This window comes from Gilvimarinus gilvus (genome assembly GCF_030518155.1).
Lineage (GTDB): Bacteria > Pseudomonadota > Gammaproteobacteria > Pseudomonadales > Cellvibrionaceae > Gilvimarinus > Gilvimarinus gilvus.
Genome location: NZ_JAULRU010000280.1, coordinates 1 through 357, shown reverse-complemented (window position 1 = coordinate 357; position 357 = coordinate 1). Strand labels below are relative to the sequence as shown.

Below are 357 nucleotides of genomic sequence, written 5' to 3'. Positions count from 1 at the left end.
CGCGTTGTGCATGGGGGTGCTGGGCAGCACCGAACTGGCGGCCCACCAGATCGCCCTGCAGATCGTGTCCACGGCATTCATGGTGCCGACAGGGCTCTCCTATGCGGTAACCATGCGCGTGGGCCTGTACTACGGCGCCGGCAACCTGCTGGCGGCGCGCAGCGCGGGGCGCGTGGGCATCGGCTTCGGGGCAACCGTGATGTTTGCCTTTGCCGCGCTGTTTTTGCTGTTGCCCGAGGCGCTGGTGAGCCTGTTCATAGACCGTAATGACCCGGGCTTTGCCGCCATCTACCAACTGGCGGTGCACTTGTTGATGGTGGCCGCCTGGTTCGAGTTGTTCGATGGCATGCAGACCAT

General features: G+C 64.1%; 1 protein-coding gene. It reads left to right on the top strand.

Features of this window, described 5'->3' with window-relative positions; translation table 11 throughout:
- Positions 1-357, top strand: a 357-nt coding sequence (locus tag QWI17_RS04805; protein WP_302721380.1) for an MATE family efflux transporter, incomplete at both ends; no start/stop codon positions are given.